Origin of the sequence: Pseudomonas sp. GM102 (assembly GCF_000282555.1) — a bacterium.
Taxonomy (GTDB): Bacteria; Pseudomonadota; Gammaproteobacteria; order Pseudomonadales; family Pseudomonadaceae; genus Aquipseudomonas.
Genome location: NZ_AKJB01000051.1, coordinates 30836 through 49626, shown reverse-complemented (window position 1 = coordinate 49626; position 18791 = coordinate 30836). Strand labels below are relative to the sequence as shown.

The window sequence follows — 18791 nt, the reverse complement described above, 5'->3', positions numbered from 1 at the left end:
AATAGTTGAGGCCAATGTTCAAATTCAGCGTTCAAACAGTGTGCCAGCCGATCATCCAACTGGCTATCGGCGAACGACCAGATACAAGCCGACCGCCACCATGATCCCGGCGGGCCAGTGCCCCAGTTCGTTCAACGGGCCTCCGGCGGCGAGTATCGTGCCACCCGCCAGGTGAGCGGTGCCGAGCAACCGCAGGAACCAGTCGTTCTTGCGCTTGTGCCAAGGGGGCGGCGGGTCGTTGGCATGGGGCTGGGACATGCGCTCGAGCAGGTCGCGGGCCATGTTGGCCAGGTGCGGGATCTGCTCGAACTGGCTCTGCACGTTGCCTAACAAGGCTTTGGGGCTGACGCGCTCGCGCATCCAGCGTTCGAGGAACGGCTGGGCGGTGTTCCACAGATCGAGGTCCGGGTACAGCTGACGGCCCAGGCCTTCGATGTTCAACAGGGTTTTTTGCAGCAAGACCAACTGCGGCTGGACTTCCATGTTGAAACGTCGAGCGGTCTGGAACAGGCGCATCAGCACCTGGCCGAAGGAAATGTCTTTTAACGGTTTTTCGAAGATCGGCTCGCACACGGTACGGATCGCTGCTTCGAATTCGTTGAGTTTGGTTTCCGCCGGCACCCAGCCCGAATCGATGTGCAACTGCGCGACACGCCGGTAATCACGCTTGAAGAACGCGAACAGGTTGCGCGCCAGATAGTCCTGGTCTTCCGGGGTCAGGCTGCCGACGATGCCGCAGTCGATCGCAATGTACTGCGGGCTCCACGGTTGCACGGTGCTGACGAAGATGTTGCCGGGGTGCATGTCGGCGTGGAAGAAGCTGTCGCGGAACACCTGGGTGAAGAAAATCTCCACGCCACGCTCGGCGAGCATTTTCATGTCGGTGCGCTGGTCGGCCAGGGTCGCGAGGTCGGTGACCTGAATCCCGTAGATGCGCTCCATCACCAGCACTTTCGGCCGGCACCAGTCCCAATAGACTTGCGGCACATAGAGCAGTGGCGAGCCTTCGAAATTGCGCTTCAGCTGGCTGGCGTTAGCCGCCTCGCGCAGCAGGTCGAGTTCGTCGTAGATGGTTTTTTCGTAGTCGCTGACCACGTCCACCGGGTGCAGCAAGCGGGCGTCGGCCGAGAGCTTTTCTGCGGCGCGGGCGAGGATGAACAGCCACGCCAGGTCCTGCGCGATGATCGGTTTCAGGCCCGGGCGGATCACTTTGACGACGACTTCTTCGCCGGTTTTCAGCTGCGCGGCATGCACTTGCGCCACCGAAGCCGAGGCCAGCGGTTCGACGTCGAAACGGCTGAAGACTTCACTGATTTTTTTGCCAAGCTGCTCTTCGATCAGCCTGATCGACACTTGCGAGTCGAACGGTGGCACGCGGTCCTGCAGCATCATCAGTTCATCGGCGATGTCTTCGGGCAGCAGGTCGCGGCGTGTGGACAGGATTTGACCGAACTTGATGAAAATCGGCCCCAGGTCCTGCAACGCCAGGCGCAGTCGCGCGCCACGGCTCAGGTCCAGCGTCTTGCGCGGAAACCAGCGCCACGGCAAGGCATAGCGCAGCGCCAGCAGAAACCAAGGCAATGGCAGGGCGAACAGCAGGTCATCGAGGCGGTAGCGAATCACAACGCGCTGGATGCGCAACAAACGGCGGACGGCAAGCAGCTTCATGCGTTATCGCTTGGGTCGAGGGATCGGGAAAGGCGCTCGAAACGCGCCTCGAGACGTTCCAGATCGAGCTTGATCTGGTCCAGTTCATTAAAACGGGCGTCAGCCTCGCGCTGACCGACGAGGGCGCGCGATTCTTCGGCCAGGTATTCGCCCAGGTTCTGGTTCAGACTGGCGAACCCTTGCTGATACCAGCGTGCGCGACTGCGCAGGTGACCACCGACCAGTTGCGTGGCCACAGGTCCCAGCCAGCGTGAGAGTTCGTACTCCCAGTCCAGTTCGAGGTCCTGAAGGATCGCCGCCAGTTCCAGCAGCACGCCGCTGTCGCCGTCGAGTTCGACTTCTGGCGCATGCAGAATCGAAGTCTTGTCCTTGCTCGTCGCCAGTTTCAGCAGGCTTGAGGCCGGTGCGCGCAAGGTGCAGTCGGCACCGGTTTCCCACTGGGAGGCGAGCATCAGGCCTTCATCGCTGGGCAGGATGAACACTTGCAGCGCCGGGCTGCGGCAGTCGACGGCAATCACCTTGCCACTCAAATGCGCCAGCCGCGGCAGGGCCGTGCTGTCGAGACGCAGCACCCGGTTCAGGCCGAGCTCAACGCTGGCGAGCAGGCCGGCCAGCAACATCAGGGCTTGATGCCGCGGTGCAGGGCGACGATGCCTGCGGTCATGTTGTGATAGGTCACGCGGTCGAAACCGGCCTCGACCATCATCGACTTCAGGGTTTCCTGGTTCGGGTGCATGCGGATCGATTCGGCCAGGTAGCGATAGCTTTCCGAATCATTGGTGATCAGCTTGCCCATCAACGGCATGAAGGCGAACGAGTAGGCGTCGTAGGCTTTGGACATCAGCGCGTTGGTCGGTTTGGAGAATTCCAGCACCAGCAAACGGCCGCCCGGTTTCAGCACGCGCAACATCGAGCGCAAGGCCTCTTCTTTATGCGTCACGTTGCGCAGGCCGAAGGCGATGGTCACGCAATCGAAATGGTTGTCCGGGAACGGCAGCTTTTCAGCATCGGCCTGGACGAATTCGACGTTGCCGGACACACCCAGATCCAGCAGGCGGTCACGACCGACCTTGAGCATGGATTCGTTTATGTCGGCCAACACGACCTGACCCGTCGGTCCCACAAGATGCGAGAACTTGCGGGTCAGGTCGCCCGTGCCGCCGGCGATGTCCAGCACGCGATTACCGGTGCGCACGCCCGACAGCTCGATCGCGAAACGCTTCCACAGACGGTGCATGCCGCCCGACAGGAGGTCGTTCATCAGGTCATACTTGGCGGCTACCGAGTGGAAAACCTCAGCGACTTTTTCCGCTTTCTGGCTTTCCGGAACGTTTTTGAAGCCGAAGTGAGTGGTGGGTTCGGCATCGCTGCCTTTGCGCTGATCAGTCATATCGCTGTCACCAAAAGAGAATGCGGGACATTCTAATCCCGGTGGCCTGCTTTGTCTTGGCAAGGCTGAAGGTAAGATAGGCAACTACCGGGACGTTTTGACGCATGCAGGGTCAAGATGTCTTGAGCAAGTCACGATAAAGCAGGAGTCATTCGATGGCCCGTATTAGTGTTGAGCGTGCCCACGGCCTGGGTAAGGAAGCGGCCCGCGAGAAGGCCGACAAGTTGGCGCAGAAACTGTCCGAACAATATGGCCTGGAGCCGCAGTGGTCCGGCGACACCCTGAACTTGAGACGCTCGGGTGTAAAAGGGGCGGTGTATGTGGGGGAGGACTCGATCAAGGTCGATGTCGAACTGGGCCTGTTGATGTCTGCCATGAGCGGCACCATCAAATCGGAAATCGAAAGGGCCCTGGATAAAGCCTTGGCGTGATACCGAAAAGATCGCAGCCTCGTTTCACTCGACAGCTCCTACAGGTGAACACCGCCATCCTCTGTAGGAGCTGTCGAGTGAAACGAGGCTGCGATCTTTTCCAAAAGGCACCACCGATTCATGTCACTTGTTAGGGTGCCGTTTCTAATTATTCTCACTACTTTGTGCCTGAGCCCGACTCTCTGCGGGCAGTTCCTCGACCCTTCTGCGCGTGAGGTGCACCATGGCCAAAGTTATTTTGAAGAAAAAAGTCGACGTTGAGACTAACGCCCTGGGCGACGTCAAATCGTATGCCCGCAAGATCTGGCTCGCTGGCCTGGGTGCTTACACCAAGGTCGGCCAAGAGGGTAGCGAGTACGTTCAAGAGCTGATCAAGGCTGGTCAAGCTGTTGAAAAGAAAGGCAAAAAAGTAGTCACTGAAAAACTTGAAGCGGCCAATGCCGAGATCGATGAAGCCAAGAGTGAAGTGAGCACTTTCAAAGGCAAAGTTGAACTTCAACTCGACAAAGTCGAAAGGGCTTTCGATACACGTATCGCAAGTGCCTTGAATCGTATCGGCATTCCGTCTAAACATGACGTTGAGACACTCTCTGCTAAGCTCGATGAGCTGACGGCATTGCTCGAACGTGTCGCGCGTAAATCTTAAGGAGAACGGGATGGCTGGTAAAAAGAATACTGAAAAAGAAGGCAGCTCGTGGATCGGGAAGGTTGAAGACTACTCCCGCAAGATCTGGCTGGCTGGTTTAGGCGTGTACTCGAAGATTGACACTGACGGCAGCAAGCTCTTCGATACATTGGTTAAGGACGGCGAGAAAGCCGAGAAGCTCACCAAGAGCGCTGTCGGCAAGAAAGTCGATGCCGCCAAGGACTCCGCTTCGTCGGCCAAGTCGCGCATCAGCGGCGTGAAAGATCGTGCACTGGGCAAATGGGATGAGCTGGAAGGGGCTTTCGACAAGCGTCTGAACAGCGCCATTTCGCGCCTGGGTGTACCGAGCCGCAATGAGGTCAAGGCACTGCACAGCAAGGTCGATACCCTGACCAAGCAAATCGAAAAACTCACCGGTGCCAAGGTTGCGCCTGTTGCGGCGAAAACCGCGGCGGCCAAACCAGCGGCTAAAAGCGTAGCCAAACCATTGGCCAAGGCTGCCGCTAAACCGGCAACCAAAACTGCCGCGGCGAAACCTGCAGCCAAAGCGGCCGCAAAACCAGCCGCAAAACCGGCGGCCAAACCTGCAGCTAAAACCGCAGCAGCCAAACCCGCCGTTGCGAAAAAGCCAGCAGCCAAGAAGCCTGTAGTGAAAAAACCGGCCGCCCCGAAAGCGGCTGCACCGAAACCAGTAGTGGCTGCCGCCAAGCCGGTAACACCGGTCAGCACGGCGAACTCCGCCACTGCTCCGACACCTGCTGTAACCCCGACTGCTGCGCCGGCTCCATCGACGCCAACCAGTCAGTCCTGATTTCAGGACTAAAAAAACGCCCGGCCTGCGAAGGTCGGGCGTTTTTGTTTGTGCATGGATTCTGGAAAGCACCACAAATCCTGTCGGAATGCCGCATCACCCCGTTCGGCTGCGAAGCAGTCGTAAATCCATTACATGCGGCTTAACTTTGGAAATTCTGGGGGCGCTTCGCGACCCAACGGGGGCAAGCCCCCTCGCCACAGCCCGCTCCCACAGGGTTAGTCGTGCTCTTCGAGGTACTGCAATGCCAACCGCTCGGTCGCAACCTTGACTTGCGGCAGCAAGTGCGGCGCCACCAGCATCATGATTTGATACACCACCAGTCGCACTTCACCTTCACGGTCGAGAATCCGCTGATAGTCCAGCGAGAACAGCAACGTCATGGTGATTTGTTCCACCAACTGCCCCAGCGCCTGGGTGTCACTGACCAACTGACCTTGAGCTTTCAACTGTGCCAGCAATGAAGCCAGTGTGCGCTTCAACGCATTGAGCAGGTTGCGTATCCCCTTGGCCAGTTTCGGCAGGCGGCCGGCAAGGTTCGACAGGTCCTGGAACAGAAACCGGTAATGGGCCAGGCGTTCGATGATCAGGTGCAGGAACAGCCAGTAATCCTCGGGCGCCAATTCCACATCGGACGGCGGATCGAGCAAGGGCGTCAATTCGGCCTGGAAACGCTCGAACAACCCTAGAATCAGCGGTTCCTTGCCGTGGAAATGGTAGTAGAGGTTGCCCGGGCTGATGCCCATTTCGTTGGCCACTTCCATGGTGGACACATTCGGTTCGCCCTTCTGATTGAACAACTGCAGGGCACATTCGAGAATCCGGTCGCGGGTTTTCATCCAGTCTTCTTAATGGTCGAGTCATGCCACGGCCATTGGCGGCCGTGGTTCGTTGAACGTCAGCGCACGCGCACGTAAGTACCGGGTGCCGCCTCCATCGGTGGATAGTTCTGGTTGCCGAGGGCCATCTGGGTTTCACGTTGTGCGCCGGAGCGTTCCTGAATCCAGCCCAGCCATTGCGTCCACCAGCTACCGTCGACGCGCTTGGCGTCGTAATACCAGGCCCGCGGGTCGCTGCTCAGTTTTGGATTCTCGACGTAGTTGGCTTTCGGATTGTGGGGCGGGTTGAGAATGCTCTGCACATGACCGCTATTGGACAGTACGAAGCGCCGCTCGCCACCCAGCAGCAATGTCGAGCGATACACCGCATCCCATGGGGTGATGTGATCATTCATGCCCGCCACGCTGAAACTGTCGACGGTGACTTTCTGCAGGTCGATCGGCGTGCCGCACACTTCCAGCCCGCCAGGATGACTCAGCGGGTTGTGCTTGAAGAAGTCCAGCAGGTCGCCATGAAATGCTGCCGGCAGCCGCGTGTTGTCATTGTTCCAGTAGAGGATGTCGAACGCCGGCGGCTCCTTGCCGAGCAGGTAGTTATTGACGAAGTAATTCCAGATCAAATCGTTGGGGCGCATCCAGGCAAACACCCTGGCCATGTCACGACCTTCAAGAACGCCCTTCTGATACGAGCGGCGCTTGGCCGCTTCCAGCGTCTGTTCGTCGGCGAAGAGGGTGGCCGGGCTGTCTATCTGGCTGTCGAGCATGCTGACCAGGTAGGTCGCACTGGACACCCGTCGTAGCTGCCGCTTGGCCTGCAAATGCCCTTGCAGCGCGGCGATGGTCAGCCCGCCGGCACAGGCCCCCATCAGGTTGACCTCGCGAGCGCCGGTGATCGCCCGGCACACGTTCATCGCTTCTTCGACGGCTTCGACGTAAGACGACAACCCCCATTCGCGATGACGCACATCGGGATTGCGCCAGCTGATAATGAAGGTCTGCAAACCGTTTTTAAGGGCGAACTGGACGAAGCTGTTGCTCGGGCTCAAGTCGAAAATGTAGAACTTGTTGATCTGCGGCGGCACGATCAACAACGGTTTTGAATACTGTTTTTCGCTCATCGGCTTGTACTGGATCAGCTCCAGCAGCTCATTGCGAAACACCACGGAGCCGGTGGTGGTAGCGACCGTTTTGCCCACCTCGAATGCTTGTTTGGTGACTTGTCTTGGCAGACCGTGGTTGTGCATCAGGTCGTCGAGCAAATGGCCTATACCCCGCACGAGACTGTTGCCGCCGGAGTTGAAAAACTCCTTGATCGCCAGCGGATTGAGCAGCGTGTTGGACGGCGCCACAGCGTCGTTGATCAAGGCAAAGGCAAAGTGGGCGCGGGCACGATCGTCCGGGCTCATGTTGCTTTCGTCGATCCAGTTTTTGACTTCTTTCTGCCAGCTCAGATAGGCCTGCAGGCTGCGGCGATAAAAAGGATTGAGGCTCCACGTCGGATCGGCAAAGCGACTGTCCTGCGGATTGGTCGGGTGCAGGGTTTCACCCAACAACACGCGGCCCAGCTGACCGCCCAGCTTCAAGGCATGCCGGGCCGTATACACCGGATTGCGCAGGCCGTGGGTGGCCAGGCTGCGCAAGGTCGAAAGCAGGTCCCGGCCGCGCAGACCGGTAACCGCACTTTGTGCATTGATGAATGCAGCGGGAGTGGGCAAAGAGCCCTTCGCTGGTTTGTCGCGCATGGGTTAACACTCCTTCGTCATCAGGCCAAAAACAAACACACCCGAACAAAACACCATAGACGGTGTTACGGGTTGTTGCGCGGCACGGCCTCCTGCCGACTCCTTTTCATAAACAAAAGTCGGGATCGGTTAACCGCCCGATGGCGCCGGATGCGGATGCATGACTGCGCGCTGACGTTCCTCCTCAAGAAACTTCATGATGATCGGTGCCACCGCTTCGGCCCGGGTAATCAAAAACAGATGGCCGTCGTCGATGATGTGCAATTGGGCATTGGGAATTCGCCAAGCCAGCATGCGCATGTTGATCAGCGGGATCAGTGGATCGTCGTCGCCGGCCAGCACCAGGGTTGGTTGGTGGATTTTGTGCAGCCAATGAATGCTGGTCCAGCCAAGGCCGGCGAACAGTTGCCAGTAATAACCGAGTTTGCCTGCCGAACGAACCCTGGCGGCGTGACTGGCAGCCAGGGTCGGATCACGACGGAACGAGCCGCCATAGATCATTGGTGCGATACGGATCACATGCGATGGCTGGATGTAGCGCCGTGGGCTGGCCATCATCCACAGCACTTTCGGCTTGCCCGGAACCATCACGGCGCCAGCCGCTGTGGCCGCCAGCACCAGCTTCTTGCAGCGCTCGGGATAGTCATGGGCGAATTGCTGCGCCAGAGCGCCACCCCACGAAACGCCAATCACGTTGACTTGCCCGTAATCGAGATAGTCGAGCATTCGCGCCGTGAGTTTCGCCAGGCCCGCAAAGCGATACGGGCGATTGGGGGTCGATGAACCGCCGACGCCGGGTACGTCGAAGGCGATGACTTCCAGGTCCGGATCCAGAGCCTGGACGAACGGGAATATCAGCTCCAGGTTGGCGCCGATGCCGTTGAAAATCAGCAAGGGCGTCAAGTGAGGCTTGCCGGGGCGTACCGCAGTGCGGAGGGTCTGGCCATCCAGGTTGACGGTACGAAAGACGAACGGTTGCGGCATGCACAGAGCCCTGTAGGTTTTAAACGCTGATCGAGCCGTCCCGGGCCGTCGCAGAATGTTCGAGGCTGGCCTCGAGAGTAATCGATAGAGATCGCGGCACCTCCCAGTGCCGCGGACTGCGAGTTATTTGAAACTCAACGTTCATGCACGTAAGTACCCGGCGAAGCTTCACCCGCTGGATAGGCCTTGTTGCCAAGGTTGGCGGGGGATTTTTTCAGCTTGCCCGAACGCTCGGCCTGCCACGCCTGCCAATGCAGCCACCAGGAATCGGTGTGCTTGGTGGAGTTTTCCATCCATTCTTCGGCTTTGACCGGCATGTCGGTGCTGGTCATGTAGCGCGCTTTCGGATTGCCCGGAGGGTTCAGAATGCTCTGGATATGCCCGCTGCTGGACAGCACGAACTCGACCTTGCCGCCGAACAGCTGCGCGGATTTGTAGCAGGACTTCCACGGGGTGATGTGATCGTTGGTGCCAGCCAGGGAAAAGATGTCGGCGGTTACCTGCTTGAGGTCGATCGCTGTGCCGCACACTTCCAGGGCATCGGGACGGATCAATGGGTTGTTTTTGAACATCTCGATCAGGTCGCCATGGAACGCTGCCGGCAACCGGGTGGTGTCGTTGTTCCAGAACAGAATGTCGAAAACCGGCGGCTCATTACCCAGCAAGTAGTTGTTGACCCAGTAGTTCCAGATCAGGTCGTTGGGGCGCATCCAGGCGAAAACTTTCGCCATGTCGCGACCTTCCAGCACACCGGCCTGGTAGGAATGGCGCTTGGCGGCTTCGAGGGTCTGCTCGTCGACAAACAGGGCCACATCGCTGTCCAGGGTGGTGTCCAGCACGCTGACCAACAGGGTGAGGGCGTTGACCTTCTTCTCGCCGATCGCTGCGTAGTGACCCAACAGGGCGGTGCAGGTGATACCGCCGGAGCAGGCGCCGAGCATGTTCACGTCTTTGCTGCCGGTAATCGCGGTGACCACGTCGACCGCTTCCTTGAGCGCTTCGATGTAGGTCGACAGCCCCCACTCGCGCTGCTCCTTGGTCGGGTTGCGCCAGCTGACGATAAACGTCTGCACGTTGTTGCGCAGGCAAAAGCGCGCCAGGCTCTTGTCCGGGCTCAGGTCGAAAACGTAGAACTTGTTGATCTGTGGCGGCACCACCAGCAGCGGGCGTTCATGCACTTGCTCGGTGATCGGTCGGTACTGGATCAGCTCCAGCACATCGTTGCGAAACACCACTGCACCTTCGGTTACGCCCAGGCTCTTGCCGACTTCGAATGCACCCATGTTGACCTGGCTCGGCATGCCACCGTTGTGCACCAGATCCTTGGCCAGATGGGAGAGGCCGTCGAGCAGGCTCTTGCCACCGGTTTCGAAGAAGCGTTTGACCGCCGCCGGGTTGGCCGCCGTGTTGGTCGGGGCCATGGCTTCGGTCATGAGGTTGATCACGAAATGCCCGCGAGCGACGTCCTTGGGCGAGAGGTTGCTGTCATCGATCCAGGCATGAAGCTCCTTGCGCCACGCCAGATAAGTTTGCAAATAACGTTTGTAGAGCGGGTTCTGACTCCACGCCGGATCAAGGAAGCGACGGTCATCACTTTGCGGTTGAAGCTCGGATTTTCCGAACAGCACGTTCTTGAGTTCGATGCCGAAATGGGCGACATGCCTGGCACTGTGGATGGGTTGTCTGATGGCCTGGGTCAGCACCATTCGGGCAGAGCCCAAGAGATCCTTTCTACGTAGTCCAACAACAGGATTCAGCCCCAAGGTATTTTCCGAAGCCTGAAATTTCAAGTCATCGTTAAGCTTGTTACTCATCTACGACGCTCCATTGTCCTGAGACGAGTACCTGAGTCCAGCTATGTAATCACACAGCACGCCAGGTACTACTGCTCGGGTGACTGTAAATTGCGCATCGCTGCTTTTTAGTTCAGAGAGCACTGCACGGAACTTGCCAGCTCCATTGGTTACCCGAGTTTAATTTTTTTCGCAAGCGGGCCAATCGTTGCCACCGCAGCGAAGCATTCAAACAGATGGAATTAGAAAATGCCCTCTAAACAGCCAGAGGCCTGAGCTAGAGCATCAGCTTGACGACGGACTCATTCGGATCACGGGTCTTTCCAGCCGCTTTGAGTTCAGCAAGATAATCGTTCCAGAGATCTTCCTGGCGCACTGCCAGCTGGTACAGATATTCCCAGGTGAACAGGCCGCTGTCGTGGCCGTCGTCGAAGGTCAATTTCAGTGCGTACTGACCGGCCGGTTCGACCTTGCTCAGGCCTACGCCGATCTTGCCAAATTGCAGGATAGGTTTGCCGTGGCCTTGGACTTCGGCGGAAGGAGAATGCACGCGAAGGAACTCGGCGGGCAGGTGATATTCCTCGCCGGACGCGTATTTGAGCGACAGGGTTTTTGAGGCTTTGTGGAGTTTGATGTCGGTGGGGAGTTGGGTCGTCATGGGGCCGATCTTCCGTCTGTATGGAGGCCCTGTGTCGACGGGTGACCTGTGGCGAGGGAGCTTGCTCCCGCTCGGCTGCGCAGCAGCCGTAAATTCGGTGAATGTGGTCTGTCTGGTAGACCGCATTCACTGACTTTTGGGGCCGCTTCGCGACCCAGCGGGAGCAAGCTCCCTCGCCACAGAAGCCCGCTCACACAGATTGAGACCTACAGGATATAACGGGACAGGTCTTCGTTCTGCGCCAATTCGCCCAAGTGGCTGTTGACGTAATCGGCATCGATCAGGATCGGCTTGTCCTCGTGGGTACTGGCCAGATCACCGGCGCTGAACGAGACCTCTTCGAGCAGGCGCTCGAGCAGGGTGTGCAGGCGACGGGCACCGATGTTTTCGGTTTTCTCGTTGACCTGCCAGGCGATCTCGGCGAGACGCTTGATGCCGTCCGGGAGGAATTCGATGAGCAGACCTTCGGTTTTCAGCAGTGCACAATATTGCTCGGTGAGCGATGCATGCGGCTCGCTGAGGATGCGCTCGAAATCTTCCGGGCTCAGGGCCTTGAGTTCGACCCGAATCGGCAGGCGACCTTGCAGCTCAGGCACCAGATCGCTCGGCTTGCTCAGGTGGAACGCACCGGAAGCGATGAACAGGATGTGGTCAGTCTTGACCATCCCCAGTTTGGTGTTGACGGTGCAGCCTTCAATCAGCGGCAGCAAGTCGCGCTGTACGCCCTCACGGGACACGTCGACGCCCCCGGAATTGCCGCGCTTGGCAACCTTGTCGATTTCGTCGATGAACACGATGCCGTGCTGCTCGACGGCTTCCAGGGCCTTGGCCTTCAATTCTTCTTCGTTGACGAGGCGACCGGCTTCTTCGTCGCGAACCAGTTTCAGCGCTTCCTTGACCTTGAGCTTGCGGTTTTTGCGCTTGCCCTTGCCCATGTTGGCGAACAGGCTCTGCAGCTGGTTGGTCATTTCTTCCATGCCCGGTGGCGCGGAGATATCGACGCCGGACACTTCGGCCACTTCGATTTCGATCTCCTTGTCATCCAGCTGACCTTCACGCAGGCGCTTGCGGAACAGCTGACGGGTGTTGGAATCGGCCGACGGTGCAGCGTCCTCGTTGCTGAAGCCCATGCGTGCCGGTGGCAGCAAGGCGTCGAGGATGCGTTCTTCGGCAGCGTCTTCGGCGCGGTGGCGAACCTTGGTCATTTCCTGTTCGCGCAGCAGTTTGATCGCGGCGTCGGCCAGATCACGAATGATCGATTCGACGTCGCGGCCGACGTAGCCCACTTCGGTGAACTTGGTCGCTTCGACCTTGATGAACGGCGCGTTGGCGAGCTTGGCCAGGCGACGGGCGATCTCGGTTTTACCGACACCGGTCGGGCCGATCATCAGGATGTTCTTGGGGGTGACTTCGACGCGCAGCTCTTCAGGCAGCTGCATCCGGCGCCAGCGGTTACGCAAGGCGATGGCGACGGCGCGTTTGGCATCGTCCTGGCCGATGATATGGCGATTGAGTTCGTGGACGATTTCACGGGGGGTCATGGGCATAGTAATTGGCGGTCCTCAAGCATAAGTGAGCCGTGGCGCTAGGCCAAAACAGGCTTACTCAGCGAGGTCCTGCTCCTCAATGGTGAAGGTGTGGTTGGTGAATACGCAGATGTCGCCGGCGATGCCGAGCGCTGTTTCGACGATTTCCCGCGCCGACAAATCGGTTTTCTTCAACAGGGCACTCGCGGCAGCCTGGGCGTAACCACCGCCGGAACCCATGGCGATCAGGCCTTCTTCGGGCTCAACCACGTCACCGTTGCCGGTGATGATCAGGGAGGCATCTTTGTTGGCGACCGCGAGCATGGCTTCGAGGCGGCTCAGGGAGCGGTCGGTGCGCCATTCTTTGGCGAGTTCGACGGCGGCGCGAACCAGGTGGCCCTGATGTTTCTCCAGCTGGCCTTCGAAACGCTCGAAGAGGGTGAAGGCGTCAGCGGTGGCCCCGGCAAAACCGGCGATAACCTGGCCGTGGTAGAGGCGGCGAACTTTTTTCGCGTTGCCTTTCATCACGGTATTGCCGAGCGAAACCTGGCCGTCGCCGCCCATGACGACTTTGCCGTGGCGGCGAACTGAAACGATGGTGGTCAAGGGAGAGTCTCCACGCAGCGGGGCGAAAATGCCTTATGCCAACTCATATGGGGGTGGTGGAGCGTTTTTCAACTGCGGAGCGGGAGAGGGGACGAGCGGTTTGTCATTGGTAAAGGAGGATGCAAGTGAATCCCTGTGGCGAGGGAGCTTGCTCCCGTTCGGCTGCGCAGCAGTCGTAAACCCAGCTACCGAAGTCTGTCTGATGGACCGCGGTGCCCGGGTTAGGGAGTGCTGCGCACTCCAGCGGGAGCAAGCTCCCTCGCCACAAAAGCAGGTTGTTTCTGCTAGGTCAGCGACTCTGACGTTGTTGTAACAACAGGTTGCTGAAGCCGCTGCCCGCCAGTTGCTTCTGAGCGGTGGTCAGCTGTTCGCGGTTGCTGAACGGACCGACCAGCACCCGATACCAGGTCTCGTCCTTCACCGTGCCGGATTCAACCGCCACCGCCTGACCCAGCAGGATGATCTGCGCACGCACCTTGTCGGCATCGGCTTCCTTGCGGAACGAACCCGCCTGCAGGAAGAACTTGGTCACCGGCGCAGCTTTCGCCACCGGTGGCGCTGGCGGCGGGGTGATGCCAGCCAATGCCGCTTGAGCCCGGGCGGTGTCGATTTTCGCCGCTTGCTCTGGCGTCACCGGCGTGGTCGGAATGGCCGGCACTTGTGGTGTCGGTAGGGTTTTTTCCGGTACCGCGTCCGGCGGCACAATGACTTCCGATTCCGGCAGCAAGGTGTAGAAGTCGTACTTCGGCTTCACCGGTTGCGTCGGGCTTGGCGGGGTCTTGTTGGCCTCGGCGATCTTGCTGGCTTTCTGCTGCTCGATCTTCTCGCGCTTGACGGTATCGCTGCCCTTGCCCGGCTCCAGCTTCATCAGGAACACAATGAACGCGCCGACCGTCAGGCCGATGGCCATCCACAGCCAGCCCGGGATCGGTTGCTTTGCAGGAGCTTGGTAACGGCTGGCGCCACGCTTGGGTGCAGGTTTTTTCTTGGCAGCCAACTTACATACGCTCCAGAGTTTCCAGACCCAAGAGTTCCAGGCCTTGCTTGAGAGTGCGGCCGGTCAGCGCGGCGAGGCGCAGGCGGCTCTGCATTTGCGCCGGGGTGTCGGCGCCGAGGATCGGGCAGTTCTCGTAGAAGCTGGAGAACAGGCCGGCAACATCGTACAGGTAGGTGCAGAGGATGTGCGGCGTGCCTTTGTCGGACACGTTATTCAGGATCTCGCCGAACTGCGCCAGTTTCGCCGCCAGCTCATGTTCGTGTGCGGCTTCGAGGACGATCTGCCCTTCGACTTCGCTGAAATCCTTGCCAAGCTTGCGGAACACGCCGGCCACCCGGGTGTAGGCGTACAGCAGGTATGGCGCGGTGTTGCCTTCGAAGTTCAGCATCAGGTCGAAGTTGAAGCTGTAATCGCTGGTGCGGTGCTTGGACAGGTCGGCGTATTTCACGGCGCCAATGCCCACGACCTTGGCGATGTTGCGCAACTCGTCTTCGGCAAGCTCCGGGTTCTTCTCTTTCACCAGTGTGTAGGCGCGTTCCTGGGCTTCGGTCAGCAGGTCGATCAGCTTCACGGTGCCGCCATCACGGGTCTTGAACGGACGGCCGTCGGCGCCGTTCATGGTGCCGAAGCCCATGTGTTCCATTTCCATCGGGTGCGTCACGAAGCCGGCCAGGCGCGCGACCTGGAACACTTGCTGGAAGTGCAGGGCCTGGCGCTGGTCGACGAAATACAGCGCACGATCGGCCTTCAGCACGCCGCTGCGATAACGCACGGCTGCCAGGTCGGTGGTGGCGTAGAGGTAACCGCCGTCGGCCTTGACGATGATCACTGGCAGCGGGTCGCCATCGGCGTTCTTGAACTCGTCGAGGAACACGCATTGAGCGCCGTTGCTCTCGACCAGCAGGCCGGCGGCCTTGAGGTCGTTGACCACGTTGATCAGGTCGTCGTTATAGGCGCTTTCGCCCATTACGTCGGCCATGGTCAGTTTGACGTTCAGCAGTTCGTAGATTTTCTGGCAGTGCGACAACGAGATGTCTTTGAACTTGGTCCACAGCGCCAGGCAGTCCGGGTCGCCGGCTTGCAGCTTGACCACCAGGCCTCGGGCGCGATCAGCGAACTCGGCGGACTCGTCGAAGCGTTGCTTGGCGGCGCGGTAGAAGTTTTCCAGGTCCGACAGCTCGTCGCTGGTGATCGGGTTTTCCTGCAGATAAGCCATCAGCATGCCAAACTGGGTGCCCCAGTCGCCAACGTGGTTCTGGCGGATCACTTCGTCGCCGAGGAATTCCAGAACCCGGGCCACGCCGTCGCCGATGATGGTCGAGCGCAAGTGGCCGACGTGCATCTCTTTGGCCAGGTTCGGTGCCGACAGGTCAACCACGGTGCGCTGCACCGGGCCGGCCTTGCGTACGCCGATGTGGTCGTCGGCCAGCGCCGCGTCCAGGCGGGTCGCCAGGGCTTGAGTGTTCTGGAAGAAGTTCAGGAAGCCAGGACCGGCGATTTCGGCCTTGGTGACGTTCTCGTCAGCCGGCAGCGCGGCGATGATTTTCTCGGCCAGGTCACGAGGTTTCATACCGGCTGGTTTGGCCAGCATCATGGCGATGTTGCTGGCGAAGTCGCCGTTTTTCTTGTCACGGGAGTTTTCCACCTGGATCGCCGGCGACAGGCCTTCAGGCAACACACCTTCGTTGACGAGTTGGGTGATGGCTTGTTGGATCAGCTGGCGAATGGTGTCTTTCATGGTCTGCTCTTTCGACCGCAAGCGCGGCGGCGCTTCGATGCGCTGGTGGAAAAACTGGGCATTATCCGTTGCGAAGACGGGCTTGCCAACTATAGCGGGCAGGTTATGGATATGTGGTGACAAATCGACCGCCTTCGCGGGCAAGCCTCGCTCCTACAATCTTTTGATCGGCGCACTGCCCTGTAGGAGCGAGGCTTGCCCGCGAAGGCCGTCTTCCAATCAATACAAATCGACCGGATCCACATCCAGCGACCAGCGCACCGCCCGCCCACTCGGCATCTGCTCCAAAACCAGCAACCAACTGCTCAGCAATCGATGCAGCGGTGCCCGGGCCGTGGCTTGCAGCAACAACTGCGCGCGATAACGCCCGGCCCGGCGCTCCATCGGCGCAGGCACCGGCCCCAGCAACTCAATCCCGCTCAGGTTCTGCTCGGCCAGCAAACGCTCGGCCTCGCTGCACGCTTCATCGAGGAAGCCTTCGGCCTGCCCCGGTTTATGCGCTTCGGCCCGCAGCAGCGCGAGATGCGCAAACGGTGGAAGTCCTGCGGAGCGGCGTTCGCTCAACGCCTGTTCGGCAAAGGCGAAATAGCCTTGCTCGGTCAGTTGCACCAGCAGCGGATGGTCCGCCAGGTGCGTCTGGATAATCACTTTGCCCGGCTCTTCGGCCCGCCCCGCGCGCCCGGCGACCTGGACGATCAACTGCGCCATGCGTTCGCTGGCGCGGAAATCGCCGGAGAACAGTCCGCCGTCGGCATCCAGAATCGACACCAGGGTCACCCGTGGAAAGTGGTGCCCTTTGGCAAGCATTTGTGTGCCGACCAGAATGCACGGCTGGCCTTTTTGAATGGTGGCGAACAGTTGATTCATCGCGTCTTTGCGTGAAGTGCTGTCGCGGTCGACCCGCAGCACCGGGACGTGCGGAAACAAAATCCCCAGGCGTTCTTCGGCGCGCTCGGTACCGGCGCCCACAGGCCGCAGATCGACCTTGCCGCACTTCGGGCAATGGCGGGGCACGCGTTCGACGTAGCCACAATGGTGGCAACGCAGTTCGCCGGAGCGCTGGTGCACGGTCATTCGCGCGTCGCAGCGCTGGCATTCAGACATCCAGCCGCAGTCGTGGCAGAGCAGCGTCGGGGCGAACCCTCGGCGGTTGAGGAACACCAGCACCTGCTGGCCGGCGGCCAGGGTCTGACCGATAGCTTGTTGCATCGGCCCGGAAATGCCGCTGTCCAGCGGACGACTTTTCACGTCCAGGCGCAGGAAACGCGGTTGCTTGGCGCCACCGGCCCGCTCATTCAGGCGTAAGAGACCGTAACGACCGGTGTAGGCGTTTTGCAGGCTTTCCAGTGAAGGCGTGGCGGATCCGAGGACAATCGGGATGTTTTCCTGCCGGGCGCGGACCAGTGCCAAGTCGCGGGCGTGGTAGCGCAGGCCTTCCTGCTGTTTATAAGAGCCGTCGTGCTCTTCATCAATGATGATCAGGCCGGGGTTCTTCATCGGCGTGAACAGTGCCGAACGGGTACCGATAATAATGTCGGCCTCGCCATCCCGTGCCGCCAGCCAGGCTTCCAGGCGTTCGCGGTCATTGACTGCGGAGTGGATCAGCGCGATGCGCGCATTGAAGCGCTGCTCGAAGCGCGCCAGGGTTTGCGGGCCGAGGTTGATCTCCGGGATCAGCACCAGGGCTTGCTTGCCGGCCTCGAGGGTTTCGCGGATCAGCTGCAAATAGACTTCGGTCTTGCCGCTGCCGGTGACGCCAGCCAGCAGGAACGCGTGATAACTGTCGAATCCGGCTCGAATCGCCTCGTAAGCGGCGCGCTGCTCCGGGTTGAGCGGCAGTTCCGGTTGGGCCAGCCAGTGTTCGTGGCGCACACCGGGCGCGTGCTTGCGGATGTCTACCTGCACCAGATCCTTGGCCAGCAACAGATCGAGGCTGTCCTTGCTCAGCATCAATTTGCTCAGCAACTGATGAGCGACACCATGGGGGTGCTGGGCCAGGGTCGCCAGGGCTTCGCGCTGTCGCGGTGCGCGGGCGATGCGCGGATCATCGAGGCTGGCGCCGGGTGCGGCGGACCAAAAACGCTCCTGCCGCGCTTCGGCCAGTTCACCCTGACGCAGCAACACTGGCAGCGCCCAGCTCAACGTGTCGCCGAGGCTGTGCTGGTAATACTGGGAAGTCCATAAGCACAGCTTGAACAACGCGGGTGGCAGCGGTGGTACGGCATCGAGCAGCGCCAGGGCCGGCTTGAGTTTTTCTGCCGGTACTTCGCTGGTGTCGGTGACCTCCACCAGAATCCCGATCATCTCCCGCCGACCAAACGGCACCCGAAAGCGCATGCCCGGGTGCAACTGGGCGCGCAGGACTCCGGCCGGTGCGCGGTAGTCGAACAGGCGGCGCAGGGGCGAAGGCAGGGCGAGGCGCAAAATGGCGTTGGGCACGCGGGGGAATCTCGATAAGCGGGCAAAAAAGAAAGCAGGGCGCGACCTGTGGGAGCGGGCTTGCTCGCGAAAGCGGTGCAACAGCCACCTGAGATGTTGAATGTTACGGACTCTTCGCGAGCAAGCCCGCTCCCACAGGGATTGCGCTTGAGGCCGGGAGCCTAGCAGACGACTGGTTTAAGCGACAGCTTGCGTGAATGGCATTGTCTGGTAGAATCCGCGGCCTAATTACGTGCGGTATTCAACAATGGTGTTGAGTGGCGGCACGCTAGCCTGAGGAATACATCATGAAAGCCGATATCCATCCAACATACGAAATCACCGCAGTTACCTGCAGCTGTGGCAACAAGTTCGAAACTCGTTCGAACCTGGCCAAGCCTCTGGCGATCGACGTATGCAACGAATGCCACCCGTTCTACACCGGTAAGCAGAAGACTCTGGATACTGGCGGTCGTGTACAGCGCTTCGCAGACCGTTTCGGCGCTTTCGGCAAGAAAGCTCCTGCTGCTGCAGAGTAAGGTTG

Annotated in this window: 17 protein-coding genes; 4 read left to right on the top strand and 13 right to left on the bottom strand. The window is 59.8% G+C overall.

What is annotated here, in order from left to right; all coding sequences use genetic code 11:
* Positions 1 to 63 precede the first annotated feature (63 nt).
* The 3 genes from ubiB to ubiE are packed head-to-tail and all read right to left on the bottom strand — an operon-like array spanning position 64 to position 3058.
* The gene (ubiB, locus tag PMI18_RS17955; RefSeq protein ID WP_007899275.1) at positions 64 to 1668 is read right to left on the bottom strand and encodes a ubiquinone biosynthesis regulatory protein kinase UbiB; all 1605 of its coding nucleotides are present in this window, start codon (positions 1666 to 1668) and stop codon (positions 64 to 66) included.
* A complete protein-coding gene (locus tag PMI18_RS17960) occupies positions 1665 to 2288 on the bottom strand; it encodes a ubiquinone biosynthesis accessory factor UbiJ (RefSeq protein ID WP_007899273.1) in 624 nt (207 codons plus the stop codon). The genes ubiB and PMI18_RS17960 overlap by 4 nt, the downstream gene beginning before the upstream one ends.
* The gene (ubiE, locus tag PMI18_RS17965) at positions 2288 to 3058 is read right to left on the bottom strand and encodes a bifunctional demethylmenaquinone methyltransferase/2-methoxy-6-polyprenyl-1,4-benzoquinol methylase UbiE (protein WP_007899271.1); all 771 of its coding nucleotides are present in this window, start codon (positions 3056 to 3058) and stop codon (positions 2288 to 2290) included. The genes PMI18_RS17960 and ubiE overlap by 1 nt, the downstream gene beginning before the upstream one ends.
* Before the next feature lie 155 nt (positions 3059 to 3213).
* Here ubiE and PMI18_RS17970 point away from each other — a divergent pair, with 155 nt between their 5' ends.
* The 3 genes from PMI18_RS17970 to PMI18_RS17980 all read left to right on the top strand — a co-directional run bounded on the left by PMI18_RS17970 (position 3214) and on the right by PMI18_RS17980 (position 4946).
* Positions 3214 to 3489 (top strand): polyhydroxyalkanoic acid system family protein, encoded by a 276-nt coding sequence (locus PMI18_RS17970; RefSeq protein WP_007899268.1) that lies wholly within the window; start codon positions 3214 to 3216, stop codon positions 3487 to 3489.
* Between the two features lie 223 nt (positions 3490 to 3712).
* Positions 3713 to 4135, top strand: coding sequence for a phasin family protein (locus PMI18_RS17975; RefSeq protein ID WP_007899266.1), 423 nt, complete (start codon positions 3713 to 3715; stop codon positions 4133 to 4135).
* A 10-nt stretch (positions 4136 to 4145) separates the two neighbouring features.
* Entirely contained in the window at positions 4146 to 4946 is an 801-nt protein-coding gene (locus tag PMI18_RS17980; protein WP_007899258.1) for a phasin family protein, read from the top strand.
* Between the two features lie 218 nt (positions 4947 to 5164).
* Here PMI18_RS17980 and PMI18_RS17985 read toward each other — a convergent pair whose 3' ends face one another.
* From PMI18_RS17985 to PMI18_RS18030, 10 genes are all read right to left on the bottom strand, one after another.
* The gene (locus PMI18_RS17985) at positions 5165 to 5785 is read right to left on the bottom strand and encodes a TetR/AcrR family transcriptional regulator (RefSeq protein ID WP_007899257.1); all 621 of its coding nucleotides are present in this window, start codon (positions 5783 to 5785) and stop codon (positions 5165 to 5167) included.
* Between the two features lie 59 nt (positions 5786 to 5844).
* Complete coding sequence (gene phaC, locus PMI18_RS17990) at positions 5845 to 7527, bottom strand: class II poly(R)-hydroxyalkanoic acid synthase (protein WP_007899256.1); 1683 nt, start codon at positions 7525 to 7527, stop codon at positions 5845 to 5847.
* A gap of 129 nt (positions 7528 to 7656) precedes the next feature.
* Positions 7657 to 8511, bottom strand: coding sequence for a poly(3-hydroxyalkanoate) depolymerase (gene phaZ / locus PMI18_RS17995; protein WP_007899255.1), 855 nt, complete (start codon positions 8509 to 8511; stop codon positions 7657 to 7659).
* A gap of 134 nt (positions 8512 to 8645) precedes the next feature.
* A complete protein-coding gene (phaC, locus tag PMI18_RS18000) occupies positions 8646 to 10325 on the bottom strand; it encodes a class II poly(R)-hydroxyalkanoic acid synthase (RefSeq protein ID WP_007899254.1) in 1680 nt (559 codons plus the stop codon).
* A 256-nt stretch (positions 10326 to 10581) separates the two neighbouring features.
* A complete protein-coding gene (locus PMI18_RS18005; protein WP_007899253.1) occupies positions 10582 to 10962 on the bottom strand; it encodes a gamma-butyrobetaine hydroxylase-like domain-containing protein in 381 nt (126 codons plus the stop codon).
* A 206-nt stretch (positions 10963 to 11168) separates the two neighbouring features.
* The gene (gene hslU / locus PMI18_RS18010) at positions 11169 to 12509 is read right to left on the bottom strand and encodes an ATP-dependent protease ATPase subunit HslU (RefSeq protein ID WP_007899245.1); all 1341 of its coding nucleotides are present in this window, start codon (positions 12507 to 12509) and stop codon (positions 11169 to 11171) included.
* Between the two features lie 54 nt (positions 12510 to 12563).
* Positions 12564 to 13094: an ATP-dependent protease subunit HslV gene (gene hslV, locus PMI18_RS18015; protein ID WP_007899242.1), complete on the bottom strand. Its 531-nt coding sequence runs from the start codon at positions 13092 to 13094 to the stop codon at positions 12564 to 12566.
* A gap of 289 nt (positions 13095 to 13383) precedes the next feature.
* The gene (locus PMI18_RS18020; protein WP_007899239.1) at positions 13384 to 14091 is read right to left on the bottom strand and encodes an SPOR domain-containing protein; all 708 of its coding nucleotides are present in this window, start codon (positions 14089 to 14091) and stop codon (positions 13384 to 13386) included.
* A gap of 1 nt (position 14092) precedes the next feature.
* Positions 14093 to 15829, bottom strand: coding sequence for an arginine--tRNA ligase (gene argS, locus PMI18_RS18025; protein WP_033036285.1), 1737 nt, complete (start codon positions 15827 to 15829; stop codon positions 14093 to 14095).
* 219 nt (positions 15830 to 16048) lie between these two features.
* A complete protein-coding gene (locus PMI18_RS18030; protein WP_007899233.1) occupies positions 16049 to 18268 on the bottom strand; it encodes a primosomal protein N' in 2220 nt (739 codons plus the stop codon).
* A gap of 287 nt (positions 18269 to 18555) precedes the next feature.
* Here PMI18_RS18030 and rpmE point away from each other — a divergent pair, with 287 nt between their 5' ends.
* A complete protein-coding gene (gene rpmE / locus PMI18_RS18035; RefSeq protein ID WP_007899231.1) occupies positions 18556 to 18786 on the top strand; it encodes a 50S ribosomal protein L31 in 231 nt (76 codons plus the stop codon).
* Positions 18787 to 18791 lie beyond the last annotated feature (5 nt).